Here is a 16,264-nt window from a genome sequence, read left to right on the forward strand (position 1 = left end):
TCAGTATAGGCATGTCATTAGAATGAACACTTTTTGTTTATAGATAATTATTAATCGTTATTTATCAACACGTTAAAAAATGGCACACGCCTTGCTCTCACCCCTTTGCCATCAGGACTGTCCTGCGGCCAATAACAACAAGGGGTTATTTCATGAGTACACAGAACATCCGCCTGGGCTTGATCGGTGCCGGCCGCATGGGCAGCTTCCACGGCCTGACCGCCGCGCGGCATATCCCCGGTGCCAGCCTGGCAGCGATTGCCGACCCGACGCCAGGCCAGGCCGCCCGCCTCGCCGCTGAACTGGGCGTGAGCAAGGTCTACACCGACCCGCAGCAGTTGCTCGACGACCCGGACATCGATGGCGTGTTGATCGCCGCTCCCGCCCGCAGCCACGCAGAGCTGGTGATCAGCGCCGCCCGCGCCGGCAAGGGCATCTTCTGCGAAAAACCCATGGCCATCACCCTCGATGAAGCCGACCGCGCTATCGCTGCCGCGGCCGATGCGCGAGTGCCGCTGCAAGTCGGGTTCAACCGGCGCTTCGCCAAGAGCTTTCGCACCGCGCACCTCGATGTCGCCGCCGGCCGCATCGGCACCCCGCAGTTGCTGCGCTCGCTGACCCGCGACCCGGCACTGAACAACCCGGCCAAGTCGCCGCAATGGGTGATCTTCCTGGAAACCCTGATCCACGACTTCGACACCCTGCGCTACCTCAACCCTGGCGCGGAGGCGGTGCAGGTCTACGTGATGGCCGACGCATTGATCGCGCCCGAATACAAAAGCAAAGGCTTCCTCGACACCGCCGTGGTCGCGATCCGCTTCGACAACGGCGCCATCGCCACCGCCGAGGCCAACTTCCAGGCGGTGTATGGCTACGACGTGCGCGGCGAGGTGTTCGGCAGCGCCGGCATGCTCAGCATGGGCAGCCTCAACGATTCCGACCTGGTGCGCTACCTGGCCCAGGGCATCCAGGCCGACACCCAGCGCCTGGACACCGACCTGTTGCGCGACGCCTATATCGCCGAGCTCAACCACTTCGTCGACTGCCTGCGCAGCGGCGCCAAGCCCCTGGCCAGTGGCGAAGACGCGCGTGCGGCATTGGCGATTGCCCGCGCCTGCATCGAGTCATTCGAAACCGGCAAGGCGGTGGCCGTATGAGCCCCTTCAAGCTGGCCGTCAGCGCGGAGATGGTGTTTCTCGACCTGCCCTTTGTCGAGCGCGTACAGCGCATTCATGCGCTGGGCTTCAGTGCCGAAATCTGGAACTGGACAGACAAGGACATCGCCGCCCTGGTCGCTACCGGCGCCGACTTCACCTCCATGACCGGCTACATCAGCGGTACCCTCACCGACCCCGGCGGTATCCGCCAACTGCTCGACAGCGCCCGCGAATCCTTAGGGGTCGCCGAACGACTGAATTGCCCCAGCCTCAACCTGCACGGCACCGGCCTGGGTGAAGGCGGCCTGCCCGTACAACCGGTGAGCCAGACCACCGGACGCATGTGGCTGAGCGCCTGCAAGACCCTGGAAAAAATCGCCCGCTTGGGGGAAGACGCCGGCCGTGTGTTCCTGCTGGAAAACCTCAACACAGCAGTTGACCACCCCGGCACCCCGTTCGCCCGCGCCGACGACACCCTGGCGCTGATCGAGGCCGTGGGCAGCCCGTACCTGAAGATGAATTTGGACCTGTACCACGCGCAGATCGGCGAAGGAAATTTGATCGAACTGATCCAGCGCGCCGGCCCCCACATCGGCGAAATCCAGGTAGCCGACGTGCCGGGACGCCAGGAGCCCGGCACTGGCGAGATCCACTACCCGGCCGTCGCCAAAGCCTTGCACGCCATAGGCTACAGCGGCGTGGTCGGCCTGGAAGGCTGGGCCAGCGGCGACAGCGAGCTGGCCCTGGCGCGTTTCCGCCAGGCGTTCACCCTATAACAATAAAAGGATCACCCTTATGAATCGCTATTCGTTGTTTGCTGCCACCTTGTTGCTGCTGTTCAGCCAATGGACCTTTGCCGCCTATCGCATCGGCGTGAGCATCGCCCGGGTCGACGATAACTTCATGACCTACGTGCGCACCGGCCTGGAAGCGGCCGCCAAGCAGCAGGATGTGCAGATCCAGTTCGAAGACGCCCAGGGCGACGTAGTGCGCCAGCTTAATCAGGTCGAGGGCTTCCTCAACCAGAAGGTCGACGCGGTGATCGTACTGCCGGTGGACACCGCCGCCACCGCCAACATGACCCGTGCTGCCGTGGCGGCCAAGACGCCGCTGGTGTACGTCAACCGTCACCCGGACGAACGCACCCTGCCCAAGGGCGTGGTCACCGTGGCCTCCAACGACATCGAGGCCGGGCAGTTGCAGATGCGCTACCTGGCGGAAAAACTCGGCGGCAAGGGCAATGTGGCGATCATCATGGGCGACCTTGCGCAGAACGCCACCCATGACCGCACCGAGGGCGCCAAACAGGTGCTCAAGGAGTTTCCCGGTATCAAGGTGGTCGAGCAGCAAAGCGCCGAATGGCAACGCAGCAAGGGCATGGACCTGACCAGCAACTGGCTGCTGGCAGGCACGCAGTTCGATGCCATCGTAGCCAACAACGATGAAATGGCGATTGGCGCGGCCATGGCTTTGCAGCAGGCGGGAAAAACCAAGGGTGAAGTGGCGATTGTGGGTATCGATGGCTTGCCCGATGGGCTGGCAGCGATCAAGCGGGGGTTGCTGACGGCGTCCGTGTTCCAGGACCCGAAGGCCCAGGCTACCCAGGCCGTGCAGGCGGCGGTGCGAATGATCAAGGGCGAGGCGATTGAGTCGGAGATGTGGGTGCCGTTCGAACTGATCAAGCCCGAGCAAGTGGCGGTGTTCGAGCAGCGCTACAAGTAGAGTGAAATACACAAATCCAAATGCGGGAGCGGGCTTGCTCGCGATTGCGGTGGATCAGCCAATGAATCTGTTGACTGACACTCCGCATTCGCGAGCAAGCCCGCTCCCACCTTTCTTACCGCGTCAGGCCTTTAGTCCAGGTCGCTTGCGTCATGCCGCTCGGCCAATTGCTCATGGGGCTCACCAGACACCCGATTCACCCGCCGGCCGCGCTGCACCGCCGGCCGCGCTTCGATCGCGTCTGCCCAGCGCAACACGTGCGTGTACTCATGCACCGACAAGAACTCCGCCGCGCCATACAAGCGACCTTTGACCAGCCCGCCATACCACGGCCAAATCGCAATATCGGCGATGGTGTACTCATCACCCGCGATGTATTCGCTCACCGCCAGGCGTTGGTCGAGCACATCGAGCTGACGCTTGGTCTCCATGGCGAACCGGTTGATCGCATATTCCATCTTGCTCGGCGCGTAGGCATAGAAGTGTCCGAAACCACCGCCCAGATACGGCGCGCTGCCCATCTGCCAGAACAACCACGACAGGCATTCGGCGCGGGCGGCGGGTTCGGTGGGGAAGAACGCACCGAACTTCTCCGCCAGGTATTGCAGGATCGCTCCGGACTCGAACACCCGAATCGGCGCGGCGCCGCTGCGGTCCAGCAGGGCCGGGATCTTGGAGTTGGGGTTCACCCCCACGAAGCCGCTGCCGAACTGGTCGCCATCACCGATCTTGATCAGCCAGGCATCGTATTCCGCACCGCTGTGCCCCAGGGCCAACAGTTCTTCCAGCAGGATCGTAACCTTCTGCCCGTTGGGCGTGGCCAGGGAGTACAACTGCAACGGATGCTTGCCCACCGGCAATTCTTTTTCATGGGTCGCGCCGGCCACAGGCCGGTTGATGCTGGCGAAAGTGCCGCCATTCTCGGTCTCCCAGGTCCACACTTTCGGGGGTACGTAATCGGTCATGCTGACTGCTCCAAATGTGCTTGCGTTCAACGAAGCGCTCCAGACTAAACCAAAGGTCGATGGCTCGTCACACCGTGAATGCGGCCAATCTCCAGGCCGACGTCAAAGATGCAGCGGTGCACCCACGGCCACATTGCTCGACACTGTTACCCGCAGTGCAATCAACAAGGCGGCCAACAACATCAACACACCGGCGCCTAGAAACACCCCGCTGATGCCACTGAGACTGAACATCGCGCCCCCACCGGCCGCACCCGCCGCAATGGCCGATTGCACGGATGCCACCACCATGCCACCGGCACTTTCAGCCTGATCCGGCACGGCGCGGGCCACCCAGTTCGACCACGCCACCGGCACCCCGCCAAACGCCATGCCCCACAACGCCAGCAGCAAGGCCTGGCCTGGCAGCGAGGCCGGCAGCAACACCAGGGCCAGCGCTGCGACGCCGACCAATACCGGCATCAGCACCAAGGTGCCGCGCGGATAACGCACCAGCATCCAACCGGCCAACAGCGTGCCGACGAAGTTGGCTGCACCGAACCCCAGCAGCATCAACGCCAGCCCTTCGCTGCCCACGCCCGTTGTGCTTTCGAGGAACGGCCGGATGTAGGTGAACAGCGCGAAGTGCCCGGTGTGTACCAGCACACAGCCCAACATGCCGATGGCGATGCCAGGGCGCAGCAGCACATCCAGTACCGTGCGCAAGCGTGCGCTGCCCGTCGGGGCCAACGGTGGCAACGTGAACAGCTGGAACGCCAGCGTCACCCCGCCGACCGCTGCCGCCGCCAAAAATGCACTGCGCCAGCCATACAGGCCGCCCAGGTAGCTGCCCAACGGCACGGCAACCACCGTGCCCACGGCAATGCCACTGAAGATGATCGACAGCGCACGGGGCAGCAGCGCCGCCGGTACCAGGCGCATCGCGACCGCCGCCGCCATGCTCCAGAAGCCTCCCAGGGCCACACCCAGCAGGATGCGCATCAACAGCAGCACCGCCAGGCTGGAGGAAAACGCCACCAACAGGTTGGATGCAATCATCAGCAGGGAGAATCCCAGCAGCACCATGCGCCGGTCGATCCCACGCGTGAGGCCCGGTACCAGCAACCCGGCGAACAACGCCACCACGGCCGTCACGGTCACGGCTTGGCCGGCCAGCGCTTCCGACACGCCAAGGTCCAGCGCCATCGGCGTCAGCAGGCTGGCCGGCAGGTATTCGGCCGTCAACAAGCCGAACACCCCCATGGCCAGGGAAAATACCGCCATCCAGGCGGGCGCATCGGGCGCCACCTGGGCAGGGCGAGCGGCTTGGGCTACACAATCATTCATCACACGACATCCTCGGTAATTAGCACGACGGCCAGTCTAGGTTCGCCAACCCGGATGATCTATGATGCAAACCCTTGAGTTTTTGACCGAAACCCCGAACATGACTGCAGCGGCGCCCTTCAACCTGTCCTCCGACCTTATCGACGAACTGCTGCGCGGCATGCGCCTGCGCGGCGTGCAGTACCGACGCATCCAGGCCGGACCGACCTTCGGCATGGGCTTTGACGCCAGACCGGGGCATGCCTACTTCCACCTCCTCGCCGCAGGAACGGCCACCCTGCGCACCGATGACGGCAGCCTGTTCGAATTGTCGGCGGGCAATGCCGTGTTCATCTCCCACGGCGGTGCCCATGCGCTGCTGTCCAGTGCGGACAGGCCGGTGCAGGACATCGGCGGCTTTGACACGACACCACTGGGCGAGACCGTCTGTGCCGTGGATGCATCACCGGACTCACCGCCGAGCACGTTGCTGTTCAGCGCCTGCATGGAGTTCGAACTCGGCAGTCTCCAGGGGCTCGGCAGCCTGATGCCAGCCTTGATGCTGATCGATGCCCAGGGCCAGCGTTACCCCGGCCTGATGCCAATCCTGGCGGTGATGGAGCGCGAAGTCGCCGCGGCCCGCGTCGGCTACCCCGGCATCCTCACGCGTCTGGCCGATGTGGTGGCTGCCATGATTGTGCGGGGTTGGGTGGAATGCGCCTGCGGCAATGCCTCGGGGCTGGTGGCCGCGTTGCGCGACTCACGCCTGGCGGGCGCCCTGCTCGTGCTGCACCAGCAACCCGGGCGCGATTGGAGCGTGGCCGAACTGGCCGCGCAGTGTCACACCTCCCGCTCGGTATTCGCCGAGCGCTTCCAGGCCACCCTGGGCCTCCCGCCACTGCGCTACATGACGGAACTGCGCATGCGCCTGGCCAGCCAATGGCTGACCCTGGAGCGTTTACCCATCGAAGAAGTGGCGCTGCGCCTGGGCTACACCTCCCAGGCAGCGTTCAGCCGTGCATTCAAGCGCATTACCGGCCAGCCACCGGGGGCCAGCCGGCAGAACATCAGGCGTCCTGCCTGAATGACCGCAGCCTGACCTTTGCAGGCAACATTCAGTCATTGCGCATGCCGATCCTGTGCCCTTACTCTCTGGAGCCATCACCTTGAGAGCAACGGAGGCTTCATGAAACTGATCGGCATGCTGGACTCGCCCTACGTACGCCGCGTGGCCATTTCCCTGGACCTTTATGGCGTGGATTTTGTGCATGAACCGCTGTCGGTGTTCAGCACGTTCACCGAGTTTTCCCAGATCAACCCGGTGGTCAAGGCGCCGACCCTGGTGCTGGATGACGGCACGGTGCTGATGGATTCCAGCCTGATCCTCGACTATCTGGAAACCCTGGCCCCGGCCGATAAAAAGCTGCTGCCCCCTTCCCCCGCAGGTCGTGCCCATGACCTGCATATCCTTGGCTTGGCCCTGGCGGCCTGCGAGAAAAGCGTGCAGATCGTTTACGAACACAACCTGCGCCCGGCCGAAAAGCTGCATGCGCCCTGGCTGGATCGCGTCAGCGGGCAATTGCTGGCGGCCTACTCGCTGCTGGAAAAGCAACTGCCTGACAGTCAGGAGTTGACCCAGGCTTCCCTGACGGCGGCAGTCGCCTGGTCGTTCAGCCAGTTCACCGTGGCGTCGGTGGTCAAGGCCGATGCGTTCCCAAACCTCAAACGCCACACCGAGCGGCTGGAACAGCACCCGGCTTTCAAGCGTTACCCGATCGAATAAGCACCCTCGTCATGATGTCGGACTGGGTTTTGTGTGGGAGCGGGCTTGCTCGCGAAGGCAGCGTGTCAGTCGGCAACTTTATCAACTGACCCTGCGTATTCGCGGGCAAGCCCGCTCCCACATTTGGCCTGTGCAGCCCGGATAATTGAGCCCGACTCAGACCCACCCACCATCCACAATAAAGTTCTGCGCCGAACACATCGCCGAGGCATCAGAGGCGAGAAACAACGCCATATTGGCGATGTGTTCCGGCAAAACGCTCCCCGGCAAACACTGACTGCGGCTAATCAGTTCCTTGGCGGCATCGTCGACCCACATCGCCAGTTGTTTTTCCGTCATCACCCAGCCCGGCACCAGCGTGTTCACGCGGATGCGGCTCGGCCCCAGTTCCCGGGCCAGGGCGCGGGTCATGCCGTGGGCGGCGGCCTTGCTGGCGGCGTACACCGGGTAGCCGGCCGAAGCCATCATCCAGCCCACCGAACCGAGGTTGATGATCGCGCCGCCGCCGGCGCCCTTCATCATCGGCACCACCGCCTTTGCGGCAAAGAAGGCGTGCTTGAGGTTGACGGAGATGAGCCGGTCGAACATCTCCGAATCGACTTCCTCCAGGGTATGGCGTACGTCATTGGCGGCGTTATTCACCAGCACGGTGATCGGCCCCAGCGAGTGTTCGAAACGAGTGATGGCGGCTTTATAGGCTATCTCGTCGGTGATGTCGCAATTGACGAATTCCACGGTGTGCCCGCGCGAACTCAACAGCGCCGCCAGGCGTTCGCCCTGGCTTTGCGCGCGGTCGACAAAGCCGACCTTGGCGCCTTGGGCGGCAAAGGCGCGCACCATGAATTCGCCGATGCCCGAGGCACCGCCGGAGATCAGGACAGTCTTGCCTTCAAGGTCGGGATAAACGGCGTGCTGAGTCGTCATAAAAGGTTGCCTCGCTTAATTAGTCTTATTTTATTTTGCAAAAACGCGGTTTAAGGCTATAAATTCGCTGTCCAACCGACAAAATATCGCACATTAGTAGAACTATTTCACTCAAAACAACAAAAGGAAGTTCGACCATGAAGCACCCTCGTTACCTGCTTTCGGGCCTCGCCCTGTCCATGCTGGTCGCCAGCGGCGGCGCCCAGGCGGCGGGCCTTACCAGCGAACACAAACCGTTCGGTAAAACCAATGACGGCACCGCCGTCGAGCAGTACATCCTGCGTAACAGCCATGGCATGCAAGCCACGGTGATCACCTACGGCGGCGTGTTGCAGTCGCTGAAAGTGCCAGACAAACACGGCAAGCTCGACGACGTGGTGCTGGGCTTTGACGACGTGCAAGGCTATCAGAGCGGTACGGCGTTCTTCGGCGCGACCATCGGCCGTTTCGGCAACCGCCTGGCCGGCGGCGCCTTCGAACTCGACGGCAAACGCTACCAGGTGCCACTCAACGACGGCCCCAACTCGCTGCACGGCGGCGCCCAGGGCTTCGACAAGCACGTCTGGACAGCCACGCCGGTCAAGGCCAAGGACTCGGTCGGCGTGACCCTCACCTACCTGTCCAAGGACGGTGAAATGGGCTTCCCCGGCAACCTGAAGACCGAAGTCACCTACCGCCTCACTGACACCAACGAACTGCACATCGACTACACCGCCACCACCGACAAACCGACGGTGCTCAACCTCACCAACCACAGCTACTTCAACCTGGCCGGCGCGGGCAATGGCGACATCCTCAAGCAGGTCGCGACCTTGCATGCCAGCCACTACACGCCGGTGAACGCGACGTTGATTCCCACCGGCGAACTGGCGCCCGTCAAAGGCACGCCGATGGACTTTCTCAAACCCACGCCGATCGGCCAGCACATCAAGGACGATCACCCGCAGCTCAAGTTCGCCGAGCCGAAACAGGGTGGGTTCGACTTCAACTGGGCGCTGGACACCCAAGGTGATGTGAAGCAGTTGGCGGCCGAGGTGCACGATCCTGCGTCCGGGCGGCGGTTGCAGCTGTTTACCACCGAGCCTGGGGTGCAGTTCTATACCAGTAACTTCCTGGATGGGTCGGTGAAGGGCAAGGCTGGGAAGACCTATCTGCACTGGAGCGGTTTTACGCTGGAGACCCAGCATTTTCCGGATGCGCCTAATCAGCCGAAGTTCGCGTCTACCCGCCTGAATCCAGGGCAGACCTACACCCAGAACACAATATTCAAATTCACCACCGACTAAACTGTGGGAGCGGGCTTGCTCGCGAATGCGCCGTGTCAGTCAACTCATTCGGGTCTGACACTCCGTATTCGCGAGCAAGCCCGCTCCCACATTTAGTGTTCACATGGCATGACTCAGCGTTGTTTCATACGGTCGATGACCACGGCCAGGAGCAGGATCGATCCCCGGATCACGTACTGGTAGAACGTGTCGATATTCTTCAGGTTCATCGCATTCTCGATGATCGCCAAAATCAGCACCCCGGCGATCACGTGGCGGATCATCCCTACCCCGCCGCTCAGCGATACCCCGCCGAGCACGCACGCCGAGATCACCGTCAGCTCGAAGCCCTGGCCGATCATGGGCTGGCCGGAGGTCATGCGCGAGGCCAGGATCACCCCGGCCAAGGCACCGATCACGCCATGCACGGCGAAGATCAGGATCTTGGTGCGGTCCACGTTCACCCCGGCCAGCAAGGCCGCTTCCGGGTTGCCGCCGATGGCCATGGTGTTGCGCCCATAGGTGGTGTAGTTGAGCAGCCAGCCAAAGAACAGGAAGCACAGCACAGTGATCAGGATCGGCACCGGCACACCGAGCAACTGGCCGTTGCCAAAGATAAAGAACTGATCCTGGGACACGCCCACCGCCTTGCCATTGGCGAAGATGTACGCCAGCCCACGCACGATCTGCATGGTCGCCAGGGTAGTGATCAGTGCATTGACCCGCAGCTTGGCGATCACAATGCCGTTGATCAGCCCCACCAGCAGGCCCATCAGCAAGGCGGCGCCAATGCCGAGCATGACGCTGTCGGTGTCACGCATCACGATCGCCGCCACCACGCCGGCGCAGGCAATCACCGAGCCCACTGACAGGTCGAAATGCCCCGACGCCAGGCAGAACAGCATGGTGCAGGCGGCAATGCCCACGGTGGAAATCGCCAGCCCCAGCCCGCGCATGTTCAGCGGTGAAAGGAAGTTATCGATCAGCAAGGCGCACAGCAAAAAGATGCTCACGGCGGCCAGCAGCATCGCCCAGTTGTCCAGCAGTGCGCGCAGGTCCAGGGGCTTGCGCGCGGTGGGCAGCACGTTGTGTTGAGTGGTCATAATCGTCTCTCAGTTCGCCAGGCTGCGCGGCAAGGCCAATTGCAGCAGGTTGGATTCAGTCGCGTGTTCGCGGGTTTGTTCGCCGCGCAGCGCGCCTTCGCACAGCACCAGGATGCGGTCGGCGATGCCCATCACTTCCATGAGGTCGCTGGACACCACGATCACCGCAATGCCTTGAGCAGCGAGGTTATGGATGATCTGGTAGATCTCGGCCTTGGCGCCGATATCGATGCCACGGGTGGGCTCGTCCAACAGCAACACTTTCATCGGCATCGACAGCCAGCGGCCGAGAATGGCTTTTTGCTGGTTGCCGCCGGAGAGGTACATGATTTTTTGCGCAGCGGTGGGCGTCTTGACCTTCATGGCCTTGATCTGCTGGTCGGCGTTGCGCTTTTCCCAACCGTCGCGCAGCAGCCAGCCAAACCTGGAATGAGCACCGCGAGCACTGATATTGATGTTCTCCGCCACGCTGGACAGCGGGATGATGCCTTCCTTCTTGCGGTCTTCCGGGCACAGCAACACGCCGGCAGCGATGGCGTCGCGCGGTGACTGCAGCTGCAGTGTCTGGCCGCAGAGCTGAAGGGTACCTGCGGTGCTGCGGGTCAAACCGCTCAGCAGCCGAAACAGCTCCGTGCGCCCTGCCCCGACCAATCCAAACAGGCCGAGAATCTCGCCCTTGTGGACGCTCAGGCTGACCGGCTCACGCAACCCTGGACCGAGCAAACCCTCGACCTTGAGCGCGACCTCGCCCTGCTCACGCGGCCGGTAGTCGTAGATGTCCTGGATATCGCGGCCAACCATGCAGGTGACCAACTGGTCGTGGGTCAGCGCGCTCATGTCGTCGAAGGTGCGCACGTAGCGGCCGTCCTTGAACACGGTCACCGCGTCGCAAATGCGAAACACCTCTTCCATGCGATGGGAGACATAGAGCACCACTTTGCCCTCATCGCGCAGGCGCGTGATGATCGCCATCAAACGGTCGATTTCCCGCGCCGAGAGGCTGCTGGTGGGCTCGTCGAACGCAATCACGTGGGCACCACGGGACAGCGCCTTGGCGATTTCCACCAGTTGGCGCTGGCCCAGGGACAGGCGCCCGAGCTTTTCATCGGGGTCGATTTCATCCGCCAGGCCCTTGAGGCAGGCCAGTGCCTGCTGGCGCAGCAGGCCGCGGTTGACCACGCCAAAACGCGAGGGCAAGTGGCCGAGGAACAGGTTCTCGGCCACGGTCATTTCCGGCACCAGGTGCAACTCTTGGTGGATCACCGCCACGCCGCTGGCAATGCTGTCGGCGGCGTTTCGGAAAGCCATGGTCTGGTCGCCGATCTGCAGTGTGCCGCTGCTGGGAATGTAGGCGCCACCGAGGATCTTCAGCAGCGTCGACTTGCCCGCGCCGTTCTCGCCCATCAGCGCGTGCACCTGCCCTGGGTGGGCGCTGAAGCTGATGCCATCCAGCGCCTTGACCCCAGGAAAGGTTTTGCCGATGCCGTCAAACCGCAGGGCGGCAGCCGTCATTGCCACAGCCCGATCTTGGTCAGCTCTGCCTGGAAGTTCTCACGGGTGATGAGGGTCACTTCGTCCATGGCAGTGTACTTGGCAGGCTCGGTGCCCTTGGTCACCCACTCGTACATCATCAGCGCGGTGTTATAGCCCTCGATATGCGGGCTTGGCAGCATCGAGCCGAAGAAGCCGCTGCTGGGTTTCTTCAATTCGCCGATGGCGTCGGTGCCATTGATGCCAATGCCGATCACGTTGGCGGCCTTGAAGCCGGCGCTTTCGGTGGCGCGTACGCCGCCCAGTACGGTGTTGTCGTTCATGCCGCCGATGATCAGGTTTTTCGCGCCGCTGGGCAGCTTGACCAGGGCGGAGTTGGTGGCGTCCATGCTGCCGGGTACGTCGAGGGTCTTGGCGGCGGTGAACAGAATATGGTCCTTGGGGATACCCGCTTCTTCCAGGGATTTGACCGAGCCGTCGGTGCGTTTTTTACCGGTGTCGAGTTCGTTGAAGGTGTTGATCACCGCGTAGGTGACCTTCCAGTCCCAGCCGCGCTTTTTCGCTTCGGCGGCCATCGCGGCGCCCTGCTTCTGGCCGACTTCAAAAGCCGCCATGCCCAGGTACGGCACGTCTTCCATGAAGTTGCCTTTGGCATCGACGAACCGGTCATCTACGGCAATCACTTTCAGGCCGTTGGCCTTGGCCTTGGCGACAATGGCCGGGCCGAGGGACACGTCCGGCGGGCAGATCACAAAGCCCTTGGCACCGTTGGCGGCCAGGCTGTCGATGGCCGACAGGGTCTTCTCACCATCCGGCACGGCGATCTTGATCACGGTGAAACCATGCTCCTTGCCGGCTTTTTCGGCGAAGGCCCATTCGGTCTGGAACCACGGTTCCTCAGCCTGCTTGACCAGGAAACCGATCTTCACTTCCTCAGCGGCCAGCAACAGCCCGCTCAAGCTCATGGCCGAGACCGCCACAGCGGCGCAGCACAGGGAACGCAAACCACGACGACGATTCATACGGGTGACTCCTTGTTGTTGTTTTTAAGTCTTGGGTTTATCCGGCAAAGCGATGACAGGGTTTTCCAGGTACATCTACTTCCATGGCCAATACCGCACCGTCCCAGGGGTGATCCAAGGGGCTGGCGGCGCTGGTGATGTAGAGGGTGGTGAGGTTCGGGCCACCAAACACGCAACTGGTGGGACGGCTGACGGGCAGCTCGATAATGCGGTCGACTTCACCGTCCGGGGTCAGGCGCAACAGGCAGCTGCCGTCCCAGCGGGCGTTCCAGAGGTAGCCTTCAACGTCCATCGCCGAGCCGTCCGGCCCGCCGCGCGGGTGCGGGCCGAACCACGTCTGCGCAGGGTCGAGCTGGCCGTCTGGCCTGATAGCGTGCCGGTACAGCGTGCCGTCCAGGCTGTCGCCAAAATGCACTTGGCGGCCGTCATCACTCCACAGCAAGGTGTTGGGAATGCCCAGGCCGCTGAGCAACGGCGTGACCTGCGCATCCGCATCAATGCGAAACAGGCCGCCGGAACGCTGGGTAATGGGCAGGTCTTCACCCTGCTCGCCAATGTTGTTCTGCATGGTGCCCAACCACAGGCGGCCCTGGGCATCGCAGCGTGCTTCGTTGCCACGGTTGCCCGCTTGCGGGTCGGCCACGCACAGCAGGGTCAGGGCTTCGGTGACGAGGTCAAGGCGATACACGCCGCTGCTCAAGGTCACCAGGGCATCGCCGCTTTCACACGGGATGAACGCCGAGACATGCTCCGGCAACTGCCACACCTGCAACTGCCCGCCCATCAGGCGCAGCGCCTGCTTGCCGGCGATATTCACCCAGTACAGTGCCTGGGTGGGCGCATCCCAGAACGGACCCTCGCCCAACTGCGCACGGTGCGGGGTAACGGCGATACACGACATGATGCCTCCTGGATTCTTATTGCTCTCAGGTGCGCGTTACAGCGGGTCGCGAGATGGCGTGCCATCCACCAGCCGCTGGATACGCAACGGGTTGGCGTTTTTCAACGCGTCGGGCAGCAGGCTATCAGGGTAGTTCTGGAAGCACACGGGGCGCAGGAAACGGTCGATGGCCAAGGTACCCACCGAGGTACCACGGGCATCCGAAGTGGCCGGGTACGGCCCGCCGTGCACCATCGAATCGCAGACTTCCACGCCGGTTGGGTAGCCATTGAGCAGGATGCGCCCGACTTTCTGTTCCAGCAGTGGCGTGAGCTCGGCGAACTGCTGCAAGTCGCCCGGCTCGCCAATGATTGTCGCCGTGAGTTGGCCGTGCAGGCCGTGCAAGGCCTCGCTGAGTTGGGCCTGGTCGGCGACTTCGACAAACACCGTGGTGGGGCCGAACACTTCTTCCTGCAGCACTTCATCGCCCTCGATCAACAGGCGCACGTCAGCCTTGAACACCTGCGGTTGCGCTTGGTTGCCGGCCTGCTGGCTGCCCGCCAGGTGCTGGATGCCAGGGTGCGCCAGGAGTTTTTCCAGGCCCTTGCCATAGCTGACCAGGGTGCCGGCGTTCAGCATGGTCTGCGGTGGTTGGTCGCCGATCAGTTGGGCGACCTGCTGGGTGAACGCGGTGAAGGCTGGCGAAGCAACGCCGATCACCAGGCCGGGGTTGGTGCAGAACTGGCCGCAGCCTTGCACCACCGACGCGGTCAGGTCACGTGCCACGGTGTCGGCCCGCGCGGTCAATGCCTGGGGCAGCACGATCACCGGATTGATGCTCGACATCTCGGCGAACACCGGGATCGGCTGCGGGCGTGCCGCCGCCATGTCACACAGTGCACGGCCACCCTTGAGCGAGCCGGTAAAGCCGACCGCCTGGATGGCCGGGTGCTTGACCAGTGCTTCACCGACGCCACCGCCAAAGATCATATTGAACACGCCGGCCGGCATCTCGGTGGCCTCGGCCGCACGGATGATCGCATCGGCGACGCGTTCCGCCGTCGCCATATGCCCGCTGTGGGCCTTGAACACCACCGGGCAGCCAGCCGCCAGCGCAGCGGCGGTGTCGCCGCCCGCAGTGGAAAACGCCAGGGGGAAGTTGCTCGCGCCAAACACGGCGACAGGCCCCAGGCCAATGCGGTACTGACGCAAATCCGGGCGTGGCAGCGGTTGACGGTCGGGCAACGCCTTGTCGATGCGCGCGCCGTAGAAATCACCGCGACGCAATACCGTGGCGAACAGGCGCATCTGGCCGCTGGTGCGCCCACGTTCACCCTTGATACGTGCAGCCGGCAGCGCGGTTTCGCGGCACACCAGCTCGACAAAATCATCCCCCAGCGCGTCCAGTTCGTCGGCCACTGCGTCGAGGAACTGCGCGCGACGCGATGCACTCAAGGCGCGGTAAGCAGGGTATGCCGCAGCGGCAGCCGTGGCGGCGGCGTCGACCTCTTGTGGTGTGGCCTGGTAAAACGCCTGGGGCAAGGCTTCGCCGGTGGTCGCGTCGAGGCTTTGCAACGTGACGCTGCCATTGGCGCTGCGCTGGCCGCCGATGTAGTTGTGGCCGAGGTACTGGGTCATGGGGATCTCCTTTAAAGGGTGATGACGTTGCCGGGCTCGAAGGCCGCCTCGCTGCTGCCGACACGGTTGACCAGCGGCGCGCCGAACTCGGCCTGGCTGATCTCGAACACATCGCCGGCCTGGGTACGTATACCGTCGGCAAATGACAGCGTGGCGGTGCCGAAAAAGTGGATGTGCACATCGCCCGGCTTGAGGAACTGGCGGTATTTGAAGTGGTGGTATTCAAGGTTTTCCAGGCTGTGGCACATATTGGCCTCGCCGCTGAGGAATTCGTTCCGCCAGATTTCCTCACCGTTACGCAAGAGACGGCTGGTGCCCGCCAAGTGCTGGGGCAACTCGCCCACGCGCAACTCCGGGCCATAGCTGCAACTGCGCAATTTGGAATGGGCCAGGTACAGGTAGTTCTTGCGTTCCATCACGTGGTCGGAGAATTCATTGCCCACTGCAAAACCGACGCGATAGGGCTGGCTGTCCGGCCCGATGACGTAGAGGCCACCGATTTCCGGTTCTTCACCGGCATCCTCGGCAAACGGTGGCACCGGGAAGGCCGCGCCGGGACGCACGACGATGCTGCCGTCGCCTTTGTAGAACCACTCGGGCTGCACGCCCGCCTGGCCAGCCGCGGGCTTGCCGCCCTCCACGCCCCATTTGAAGATGCGCATGGTGTCGGTCAACGTAGTGTCGTCACCGGCCTGGTGCATCTTGTCACGCGCCGAGGCACTGCCCAGGTGAGTCAGGCCGGTGCCACTGATCAGCATATGGGCCGGGTCCGGGTGGTCCAGCGGCGGCAGGATCTTCAGGTCGGCCAGCAATGTGGCGTAGTCGTAGCTGTCGCCCAGGCCCAGGCTGTCCACCTGTTGCGCCAGGCCGACGCCCGCCTCGATGGCTGCCAGGGCCAACTCACGCACGCTGCGGGCCGTGCTGACTTCGCGCAGCTTGGTGCCATCGACCACGCCGACGCGACGCTCGCCATTACGCAACTCGAACTGAACTAAACGCATGCCATTTC

General features: G+C 63.0%; 15 protein-coding genes. 6 read left to right on the forward strand and 9 right to left on the reverse strand.

Annotation, left to right across the window (positions count from 1 at the left end; translation table 11 throughout):
- Positions 1 to 152: 152 nt before the first annotated feature.
- From KUA23_RS18370 to KUA23_RS18380, 3 genes are read left to right on the forward strand one after another with little or no spacing between them, the layout of a single operon-like run.
- Positions 153 to 1,157: a Gfo/Idh/MocA family oxidoreductase gene (locus KUA23_RS18370; RefSeq protein WP_078049081.1), complete on the forward strand. Its 1,005-nt coding sequence runs from the start codon at positions 153 to 155 to the stop codon at positions 1,155 to 1,157.
- Positions 1,154 to 1,933: a TIM barrel protein gene (locus tag KUA23_RS18375; protein WP_252992583.1), complete on the forward strand. Its 780-nt coding sequence runs from the start codon at positions 1,154 to 1,156 to the stop codon at positions 1,931 to 1,933. The genes KUA23_RS18370 and KUA23_RS18375 overlap by 4 nt, the downstream gene beginning before the upstream one ends.
- Before the next feature lie 19 nt (positions 1,934 to 1,952).
- Positions 1,953 to 2,879: a sugar ABC transporter substrate-binding protein gene (locus tag KUA23_RS18380; RefSeq protein ID WP_252992584.1), complete on the forward strand. Its 927-nt coding sequence runs from the start codon at positions 1,953 to 1,955 to the stop codon at positions 2,877 to 2,879.
- A 131-nt stretch (positions 2,880 to 3,010) separates the two neighbouring features.
- On the opposite strand, the gene yghU is transcribed toward KUA23_RS18380, so the two are convergent.
- Positions 3,011 to 3,844, reverse strand: coding sequence for a glutathione-dependent disulfide-bond oxidoreductase (yghU, locus tag KUA23_RS18385; protein WP_252992585.1), 834 nt, complete (start codon positions 3,842 to 3,844; stop codon positions 3,011 to 3,013).
- A 102-nt stretch (positions 3,845 to 3,946) separates the two neighbouring features.
- Entirely contained in the window at positions 3,947 to 5,170 is a 1,224-nt protein-coding gene (locus KUA23_RS18390) for an MFS transporter (RefSeq protein WP_078049085.1), read from the reverse strand.
- Positions 5,171 to 5,234: 64 nt separating this feature from the next.
- Here KUA23_RS18390 and KUA23_RS18395 point away from each other — a divergent pair, with 64 nt between their 5' ends.
- Both KUA23_RS18395 and KUA23_RS18400 read left to right on the forward strand, forming a co-directional pair.
- Positions 5,235 to 6,233, forward strand: coding sequence for an AraC family transcriptional regulator (locus KUA23_RS18395; RefSeq protein ID WP_078050948.1), 999 nt, complete (start codon positions 5,235 to 5,237; stop codon positions 6,231 to 6,233).
- A 102-nt stretch (positions 6,234 to 6,335) separates the two neighbouring features.
- The gene (locus KUA23_RS18400; protein WP_346356347.1) at positions 6,336 to 6,932 is read left to right on the forward strand and encodes a glutathione S-transferase; all 597 of its coding nucleotides are present in this window, start codon (positions 6,336 to 6,338) and stop codon (positions 6,930 to 6,932) included.
- A 156-nt stretch (positions 6,933 to 7,088) separates the two neighbouring features.
- Here KUA23_RS18400 and KUA23_RS18405 read toward each other — a convergent pair whose 3' ends face one another.
- Complete coding sequence (locus KUA23_RS18405) at positions 7,089 to 7,856, reverse strand: SDR family NAD(P)-dependent oxidoreductase (protein ID WP_078049087.1); 768 nt, start codon at positions 7,854 to 7,856, stop codon at positions 7,089 to 7,091.
- A 137-nt stretch (positions 7,857 to 7,993) separates the two neighbouring features.
- Here KUA23_RS18405 and KUA23_RS18410 point away from each other — a divergent pair, with 137 nt between their 5' ends.
- Positions 7,994 to 9,142: an aldose epimerase family protein gene (locus tag KUA23_RS18410; protein ID WP_078049088.1), complete on the forward strand. Its 1,149-nt coding sequence runs from the start codon at positions 7,994 to 7,996 to the stop codon at positions 9,140 to 9,142.
- A 113-nt stretch (positions 9,143 to 9,255) separates the two neighbouring features.
- On the opposite strand, the gene araH is transcribed toward KUA23_RS18410, so the two are convergent.
- From araH to araD1, 6 genes are read right to left on the reverse strand one after another with little or no spacing between them, the layout of a single operon-like run.
- Positions 9,256 to 10,224 (reverse strand): L-arabinose ABC transporter permease AraH, encoded by a 969-nt coding sequence (gene araH / locus KUA23_RS18415; protein ID WP_100490362.1) that lies wholly within the window; start codon positions 10,222 to 10,224, stop codon positions 9,256 to 9,258.
- Between the two features lie 9 nt (positions 10,225 to 10,233).
- Positions 10,234 to 11,736 carry an L-arabinose ABC transporter ATP-binding protein AraG gene (gene araG, locus KUA23_RS18420; protein ID WP_252992586.1) on the reverse strand — a complete coding sequence of 501 codons (1,503 nt, stop codon included), beginning with the start codon at positions 11,734 to 11,736 and terminating at the stop codon, positions 10,234 to 10,236.
- Positions 11,733 to 12,737 carry a substrate-binding domain-containing protein gene (locus KUA23_RS18425; RefSeq protein ID WP_252992587.1) on the reverse strand — a complete coding sequence of 335 codons (1,005 nt, stop codon included), beginning with the start codon at positions 12,735 to 12,737 and terminating at the stop codon, positions 11,733 to 11,735. The genes araG and KUA23_RS18425 overlap by 4 nt, the downstream gene beginning before the upstream one ends.
- A 37-nt stretch (positions 12,738 to 12,774) precedes the next feature.
- Complete coding sequence (locus tag KUA23_RS18430; protein ID WP_099491875.1) at positions 12,775 to 13,638, reverse strand: SMP-30/gluconolactonase/LRE family protein; 864 nt, start codon at positions 13,636 to 13,638, stop codon at positions 12,775 to 12,777.
- Between the two features lie 36 nt (positions 13,639 to 13,674).
- The gene (locus tag KUA23_RS18435) at positions 13,675 to 15,255 is read right to left on the reverse strand and encodes an aldehyde dehydrogenase (NADP(+)) (RefSeq protein WP_252992588.1); all 1,581 of its coding nucleotides are present in this window, start codon (positions 15,253 to 15,255) and stop codon (positions 13,675 to 13,677) included.
- Positions 15,256 to 15,266: 11 nt separating this feature from the next.
- Entirely contained in the window at positions 15,267 to 16,256 is a 990-nt protein-coding gene (gene araD1, locus KUA23_RS18440; protein ID WP_252992589.1) for an AraD1 family protein, read from the reverse strand.
- Positions 16,257 to 16,264 lie beyond the last annotated feature (8 nt).

The organism is Pseudomonas pergaminensis (assembly GCF_024112395.2).
GTDB lineage: Bacteria > Pseudomonadota > Gammaproteobacteria > Pseudomonadales > Pseudomonadaceae > Aquipseudomonas > Aquipseudomonas pergaminensis.

Excerpts from the sequence above, each read along its gene's own strand:
- KUA23_RS18430 (WP_099491875.1), bottom strand. The coding sequence starts at position 13,638 with ATGTCGTGTATCGCCGTTACCCCGCACCGTGCGCAGTTGGGCGAGGGT.
- KUA23_RS18410 (WP_078049088.1), top strand. The coding sequence starts at position 7,994 with ATGAAGCACCCTCGTTACCTGCTTTCGGGCCTCGCCCTGTCCATGCTG.
- KUA23_RS18395 (WP_078050948.1), top strand. The coding sequence starts at position 5,235 with ATGCAAACCCTTGAGTTTTTGACCGAAACCCCGAACATGACTGCAGCG.
- KUA23_RS18370 (WP_078049081.1), top strand. The coding sequence starts at position 153 with ATGAGTACACAGAACATCCGCCTGGGCTTGATCGGTGCCGGCCGCATG.
- KUA23_RS18390 (WP_078049085.1), bottom strand. The coding sequence starts at position 5,170 with ATGAATGATTGTGTAGCCCAAGCCGCTCGCCCTGCCCAGGTGGCGCCC.
- KUA23_RS18400 (WP_346356347.1), top strand. The coding sequence starts at position 6,336 with ATGAAACTGATCGGCATGCTGGACTCGCCCTACGTACGCCGCGTGGCC.
- KUA23_RS18425 (WP_252992587.1), bottom strand. The coding sequence starts at position 12,737 with ATGAATCGTCGTCGTGGTTTGCGTTCCCTGTGCTGCGCCGCTGTGGCG.
- KUA23_RS18380 (WP_252992584.1), top strand. The coding sequence starts at position 1,953 with ATGAATCGCTATTCGTTGTTTGCTGCCACCTTGTTGCTGCTGTTCAGC.
- araH (WP_100490362.1), bottom strand. The coding sequence starts at position 10,224 with ATGACCACTCAACACAACGTGCTGCCCACCGCGCGCAAGCCCCTGGAC.
- araD1 (WP_252992589.1), bottom strand. The coding sequence starts at position 16,256 with ATGCGTTTAGTTCAGTTCGAGTTGCGTAATGGCGAGCGTCGCGTCGGC.
- yghU (WP_252992585.1), bottom strand. The coding sequence starts at position 3,844 with ATGACCGATTACGTACCCCCGAAAGTGTGGACCTGGGAGACCGAGAAT.
- KUA23_RS18375 (WP_252992583.1), top strand. The coding sequence starts at position 1,154 with ATGAGCCCCTTCAAGCTGGCCGTCAGCGCGGAGATGGTGTTTCTCGAC.
- KUA23_RS18405 (WP_078049087.1), bottom strand. The coding sequence starts at position 7,856 with ATGACGACTCAGCACGCCGTTTATCCCGACCTTGAAGGCAAGACTGTC.
- KUA23_RS18435 (WP_252992588.1), bottom strand. The coding sequence starts at position 15,255 with ATGACCCAGTACCTCGGCCACAACTACATCGGCGGCCAGCGCAGCGCC.
- araG (WP_252992586.1), bottom strand. The coding sequence starts at position 11,736 with ATGACGGCTGCCGCCCTGCGGTTTGACGGCATCGGCAAAACCTTTCCT.